General features: G+C 59.2%; 3 protein-coding genes and 1 CRISPR repeat array. Of the genes, 1 reads left to right on the forward strand and 2 read right to left on the reverse strand.

The window, feature by feature from the left end:
- The coding region (locus tag BGC09_RS21780; RefSeq protein ID WP_069806307.1) for an AfsR/SARP family transcriptional regulator at positions 1–1,790 on the reverse strand (1,790 nt) is incomplete at its 3' end.
- Positions 1,791–1,934: 144 nt separating this feature from the next.
- Here BGC09_RS21780 and BGC09_RS21785 point away from each other — a divergent pair.
- Positions 1,935–2,291: a hypothetical protein gene (locus BGC09_RS21785; RefSeq protein WP_069806308.1), complete on the forward strand. Its 357-nt coding sequence runs from the start codon at positions 1,935–1,937 to the stop codon at positions 2,289–2,291.
- A 261-nt stretch (positions 2,292–2,552) separates the two neighbouring features.
- Here BGC09_RS21785 and BGC09_RS21790 read toward each other — a convergent pair whose 3' ends face one another.
- Complete coding sequence (locus BGC09_RS21790; RefSeq protein WP_069806309.1) at positions 2,553–4,640, reverse strand: AfsR/SARP family transcriptional regulator; 2,088 nt, start codon at positions 4,638–4,640, stop codon at positions 2,553–2,555.
- Between the two features lie 730 nt (positions 4,641–5,370).
- Positions 5,371–6,810: a CRISPR direct-repeat array (repeat unit 37 nt; unit sequence GTTGCAGAGGGGACGATCCGCACGAGGATACTGAAAG).
- Positions 6,811–6,847: the final 37 nt, after the last annotated feature.

Here is a 6,847-nt window from a genome sequence, read left to right on the forward strand (position 1 = left end):
AGGTATACTCGGCCCGCCCATAGCATGAGGTTATCTTCGTGAAAACGGAAGTCCGTGCATGTCTCAGTCTCGCCTTGCGATTCAAACCGCTCTTGGGCTTCTCCGAGCAGGAGCAGTGCAGTTTCTTCGCGGCCCAGATAGGCCGAGGCTGTTGCTTGCAGACAGAGTACACTGCTTTGCATGACTGGCGGACAAGCGGCTAGCAACGGTGTGGCTGGCTCCAGATGGGCCAGCATAGAGGATACCTGGAGCCTATCATAGTAGAAGGCTAGACTCAAGTCGCGTAAGGCTGCTATCTGTGCCGGTGCATGTCCACTCAAGGCTGCCAGGTGTACCGCCTTTCGCGAGAAGAGCTGTTTGGCCCGAAGATCTCCCTGATGGTGGCTGGCGGCGATGCCCGCAATGCGGTTGGCTTCAGCGGCCAGACGAGCTGCCAGGGAATGCTGTGGCGTGCCAGGCTGGGCCAGGCGTTCTAGTAAGGGCAGATAGCGGGGAAGGATCTCTTGGACGATGCCAATGCCTTGGCTGTTGAGTAGTTGCCAGCAGGCGGTGTTTGCTGCCGCACAGAGGGGCAGCACCTCCTCTGCTGGTGGGAGACCGTTCCGAACTCCCGTCAGGGTGGTCAGTGGCAAAGCTGCCAGCGCGCCCAGCATCTGCCGGCGCGAGATGGTGTAATCGCGGTCATGCTCGTGTGGTGGCACAGCGGCAAGCTCCTCTTGGAGACGACGGCGCAGCTCAGCCCAGGCGGTTGGGTCTAGCCTGCCCTGGCTGCGCTCCTGGAAATGGATCAGCAGGGCTTCGACGCGCCGCAGTTGCCAGACAAACCACAGTGGGCTACCAACGGGCAAGGGCAGCGTCGTCAGGGCCGGATCAGGAGACGCTGCCAGCCCGAGGCTGCCAGGCTGGCGCCCGGGAGCAGCGGGGATGAGCAGGCCAGGCTGCGCTTCCTCTGTTGCATCTTCTGTCTGGGTCAAGCATACCATATCGGCAGGGGGCTTGACCAGCCGGAGCTGCTCCCAGGAGGGGAGGGTTTCGCCCTGCTGGGCAGCGAGGGCTTGCACCTCCTCGTAGCAGCGGCGGGCTTCCCGTTCCTGGCCGTGCTGCAGCAGCACGTGTAGCCACTCCCGCAGCGCCTCCTCATCGGCAGGATCGGCCTGAAGCAAGGCGCGGAAGTGCTCACTGGCCAGCCAGAGCCGTCCTTGCCGGGCGGAGATCTGGGCGAGCCAGCGGCGGCACTGGCGCAGCATGGCCTGACCGTGCAGGCGGGCCGCATGCACCCAGAGGCCGCCCTCCTCTTCCAGCAGCTCGCCGCGGGTCATATAGCCGAGGGCCTGCTCCAGGAGAGGAAGAGCTGCCTCGGTGGTGCGGCCTCGCTGCTCGGCGGCGGTCAGGAGGGCCTGAGAGGCGTCATAGTCAGTCCAGATGAGAGAAGGATCGGCCAGGGCATAGGAGGACTCGATGGTGAGGACGAGGTCCTTGCCGATGGCGCGGCGGAGCTGGTTGATGGCGTTGTAGAGGGTTTTGTCGAGAGAGAGGGCGTCGTCGGGGGAAGGCCAAAGATCGTCTTGGAGGGTGCAGCGGGAGAGGCGGCGAGAGGGGGAGAGTAAGAGGCGTTTGAAGACGGAGCGGGCGGGGCGGCCTTTGCCCCAGGCGTGCTTAGGGAGGGGGAGCCAGGAGAGGTCAGGGGAGCGTTGGAAGACGAGCAAGGGGCCGAAGAGGAAGACGCGAAGGCGGCAAGAGGGAGCAGGCTCCCAGGCAGGTGAGGGAGAGGCTGAGTGATCCGAGACCATCACAAACCTCCTCTAGAGAACGGACGAAGAGCGTCGGGACGCGAGCGGACGCTCGTGAGACGGATCGTAGGATAGGCGAAGAGAAGTATGGACATAAGATAAGGGAGGGGGAAGGGAGTTGTCAAGTGGAGAGGGAGAGAAGAGGTGGCAAGGGGAGAGAGAGGCAAGCGGTGTTTCTGGGGGGAAGGCGATGCGTTGGGAAGCACTCCCTTGCTTCGGTCAGATACCCACGTGCTGGAAAGCCTCCGCAAAGCGATATTGGTGTTCCACGCCGGCGCTTCTCCCTTTCTGATAGACATAGTCGGTATCTATCACATAGCAGAACAGGGCGTCTCGGGCTTAAGCTGGCGGGAGAGGGTTGAGGGGGAGGCCGAAGGCTCCTTCCTCCACCTTTCAAGCTTCTGGAACAGGATAGTCAAGGGAGGAAAGGAAGGCTCTCAGAATCTGTTCGAACTTTTTCCAGAGGATGGGAGAGGTGAGAAAAATCTGTATGAAGGGTAAAAGTCTGAGGTGGGGAGGCTTTTGGGTAGATAATGATAATTTTGTAGAAAGTATCTCAAAAGCATCGCCTTATTTAAGGCATAAAAAGCGGAGATTGCTGTTAACTTGGCAGAGGACATTGATATCTTCTAACAGCAATCTCCTGCGTGGCTGACGCCTGGCCTGAGTTCTCTCTCATGGAGAACAGTCCGGGCTGTATCCCGCCTGCTGGTGGGAAGCAAAGGGACCTCAAGAGCCAGTGAGGAATAGTCATCCTCCCTGCTAGAGGAGCACATCGGCCAATTCCAGCAGTCGCCTCTCATGTGGCCACAGTTGCCGTGCCTGTCGCCATGTATTGACTAGCTCCTGCTTGCGCTTTTGGCTAGGAAGCCTCTGGAGCCTGGTCGCCGTCTCCTGGACGGTGGCGTAGAAGCGTTCAAGGTCACCCTCGCCAAGTGCTGCTTGCGCGCGCAGGTGCCAAAGGACTAGTTGCAAACGATCGGGAATCTCATCGGCCTGATGAGAAGTCGTGAGAGGGGTCAGCGTCTGTTCAACCTGCCGATAGTGCTCTTGACACATCTGGCATCGGGCCAGGGTGAGACGAATCGAGGCGTCAAAGACGACTGGGAGCCAGCGGCTTTCATCCACCGCGAGGAAGGCAGGGAGGGACTCTTGTTCCTGTTCTTCTGGGCATAACTCTCGTGCCTGGCTCAATCGTTGGAGTGCCTCAGTTACTCGTCCTTGCACAGCCGCAGCCCGAGCCAGACCCAAAAGTGTTTTCGCCTGCAGTAGCGAGGGAACGGCCTCTGTGATCTGGCTGGCTGCTTCATAAGCGCGGACCATCTCACCCCACTGTCCCAGATGGAAGCTCGCGCTTGCTTGAAATGTTAGAGCCTTCACCTCCAGGGCAGGATTCCCTGCTAAGCGACTCAATATCACTGCTTCCTGACAAAGTTGCAAGCGGCGTTGCAATTGAAGACGATGGTGAGCCACCAGGCTGAGCTGTAACATCCCTTGCGTGGCGAGCGATGCCGCCTGACGCCGAAGAGGCGATGCGTCACCAGCCCAACTGCGCAATTGAGGCAGGAAGTTCCTCAGTGATTGCTCTACGGTATCGAGATCTCGTTGTTGGAGCAGGTGCCAGCAGGCTGTCACACTCGCTGCACATGCTAATAACAGCTCCTCGGAGGGCTGAAGACGCATGGAACGAAAGGCCGACTGCTGAGGTAGATCAAGCATGATCAGTGGCAGGCTGGCCAGCCCTAGCAAGACTTGACGACGCTCAAGCGCTGCTGGCTCTGTGGGTGGTTGTGCGCTTGGATTCGCCATAGTGATCAGCTCCCTATGAAAGAGCGCCTCGAATTCATGGAGTGCTCTCTGCCCTGCGAAGGACCGCCAGCAGAAGATGAAAGCTGTCAGCCGCAAGAGAGCAGTGTGGTCCCAGGTGACTGCCACATCTTGAGGATGGGAGAGCAGCTCGCCCACTCCTGACGCAGTGCTCAGGGTGTGTTTCTGCTGCTGTTCCCCCTGGGAGATGTTCTTTGTCTGGGTCAAGCATACCATATCGGCGGGGGGCTTGACCAGCCGGAGCTGCTCCCAGGAGGGGAGGGAGTCGCCTTGCTGGGCAGCGAGGGCTTGCACCTCCTCGTAGCAGCGGCGGGCTTCCCGCTCCTGGCCGTGCTGCAGCAGCACGTGTAGCCACTCCCGCAGCGCCTCCTCATCGGTAGGATCTGCCTGAAGCAAGGCGCGGAAGTGCTCACTGGCCAGCCAGAGCCGTCCTTGCCGGGCGGAGATCTGGGCGAGCCAGCGGCGGCACTGGCGCAGCATGGCCTGACCGTGCAGGCGGGCCGCATGCACCCAGAGGCCGCCCTCCTCTTCGAGCAGCTCGCCGCGAGTCAGATAGCCGAGGGCCTGCTCCAGGAGAGGAAGAGCCGCCTCGGTGGTGCGGCCTCGCTGCTCGGCGGCGGTCAGGAGGGCCTGAGAGGCGTCATAGTCAGTCCAGATGAGAGAAGGATCGGCCAGGGCATAGGAGGACTCGATGGTGAGGACGAGGTCCTTGCCGATGGCGCGGCGGAGCTGGTTGATGGCGTTGTAGAGGGTTTTGTCGAGAGAGAGGGCGTCGTTGGGGGAGGGCCAGAGATCGTCTTGGAGGGTACAGCGGGAGAGGCGGCGAGAGGGGGAGAGTAAGAGGCGTTTGAAGACGGAGCGGGCGGGGCGGCCTTTGCCCCAGGCGTGCTTAGGGAGGGGGAGCCAGGAGAGGTCAGGGGAGCGTTGGAAGACGAGCAAGGGGCCGAAGAGGAAGACGCGAAGGCGGCAAGAGGGAGCAGGCTCCCAGGCAGGTGAGGGAGAGGCTGAGTGATCCGAGACCATCGCAAACCTCCTCAGAGAACGGACGAAGAGCGTCGGGACGCGAGCGGACGCTCGTGAGACGGATCGTAGGATAGGCGAAGAGAAGTATGGACATACGATAAGGGAGGGGGAAGGGAGTTGTCAAGTGGAGAGGGAGAGAAGAGGTGGCAAGGGGAGAGAGAGGCAAGCGGTGTTTCTGGGGGGAAGGCGATGCGTTGGGGAGCACTCCCTTGCTTCGGTCAGATACCCACGTGCTGGAAAGCCTTCGCAAAGCGAGATGTGTGCTCTACGCAGGTGTTTCTCCCTTTCCGATAGACATAGTCAGTAGATCACATGACAGAAAAGGGAGCCTCCCTCGGGCTTAAGCGGGCGGGAGGAAGGTGGAGGTCGGGGCCGAAGGCTCCTTCCTCCACCTTCAAAGTTGCAGGCCGAGCCGAAACCCCTGGCGATGAGGGTCGTATGAGCGATCGATTCGAAACTCTCCGGAGCCAGCAACTAAATGCGGTCAGATTCTGACCGCATTACCATGAAAGTGTGCATGTTTTACTCTTTCTATGATGAAGATAAGGCTTATGCGCTCTCGAAACTCGCCCCTTGCGGCTTGCAAAAAACGAGTTTCGAGAAATATCGTAAGGCGATGTATTTTGAGAGGGGGAGGGAGAGAAAAACGAGCCTTTCAGATGCCAAAAACGGGGCCTCAATCGTTGTAGTCTATGGAAGAAGTATCCCGGGTTCGCTTTCGTTGGGCGCGGTTGCAGAGGGGACGATCCGCACGAGGATACTGAAAGGCGTCCAGAACGCAAGGAGAGGAGCGTACAGCGCACAGTTGCAGAGGGGACGATCCGCACGAGGATACTGAAAGTTCGATCCTGAATCTGGTAACACCAGTGTCGCCGCGTTGCAGAGGGGACGATCCGCACGAGGATACTGAAAGTTCTTTTTTCGATCACTGCCGCACAGGCACACAAACACTGTTGCAGAGGGGACGATCCGCACGAGGATACTGAAAGCAACTGCAACACCGGCTTTGACTAACACGTCTTGCCAGTTGCAGAGGGGACGATCCGCACGAGGATACTGAAAGGTTGTCGGTACGTTCGAGTGGCCTTGTTCAAGCTCATGTTGCAGAGGGGACGATCCGCACGAGGATACTGAAAGATGTAGCTCTTCCGTGGCGTAGATGCGCTCTGCCAAGTTGCAGAGGGGACGATCCGCACGAGGATACTGAAAGATTTCCTTGGACAGATGGGGCTATTGTGAGCTGAGCTGTTGCAGAGGGGACGATCCGCACGAGGATACTGAAAGAATCTGCTCGCAAGCCGCTTCCGCGTGCTCTGCACGAAGTTGCAGAGGGGACGATCCGCACGAGGATACTGAAAGGATGACGGCTCATCTAGCGGAAATCCGCTGTTAAAGTTGCAGAGGGGACGATCCGCACGAGGATACTGAAAGTTCTGTCAAACAGAACACGCGCTTTCTTGCTTTTTCTGGGTTGCAGAGGGGACGATCCGCACGAGGATACTGAAAGATGCTGGATCTTGAAATGCTACCGAAAATTGAAGAGCGTTGCAGAGGGGACGATCCGCACGAGGATACTGAAAGTCAGCAAAAGATTGACGAGTGGCGGGGCTTCCCCCTGGTTGCAGAGGGGACGATCCGCACGAGGATACTGAAAGACCTTAGCCGCCAAATAGCGGCCTGGGTCCCTTTGGGTTGCAGAGGGGACGATCCGCACGAGGATACTGAAAGTCGACGGTGGCAAAACGTGGCAGCCAGCCGCAATCAATGTTGCAGAGGGGACGATCCGCACGAGGATACTGAAAGACCGGCACCAAAGAAGCGTCTGGCGGTTTCTCGCGCGTTGCAGAGGGGACGATCCGCACGAGGATACTGAAAGTACCGGGCTACAGTGGGCTTGTGGCGCAGTTGTTTGGTTGCAGAGGGGACGATCCGCACGAGGATACTGAAAGACGGAAGCGCTCTGCAATGCGCTCAGCATAACAGTGGTTGCAGAGGGGACGATCCGCACGAGGATACTGAAAGGGTCCATCCGGGCAGGGTCAGATCTATCCGGCACAAAGTTGCAGAGGGGACGATCCGCACGAGGATACTGAAAGCGTCCTGCAGCAGCTCCCCCTGAGCCGCGCCGCCGCCGTTGCAGAGGGGACGATCCGCACGAGGATACTGAAAGGTTATCCTTTCTATTGTCAACGGATTTTTCTTTTTTA

Origin of the sequence: Thermogemmatispora onikobensis, assembly GCF_001748285.1 — a bacterium.
Taxonomy (GTDB): domain Bacteria; phylum Chloroflexota; class Ktedonobacteria; order Ktedonobacterales; family Ktedonobacteraceae; genus Thermogemmatispora; species Thermogemmatispora onikobensis.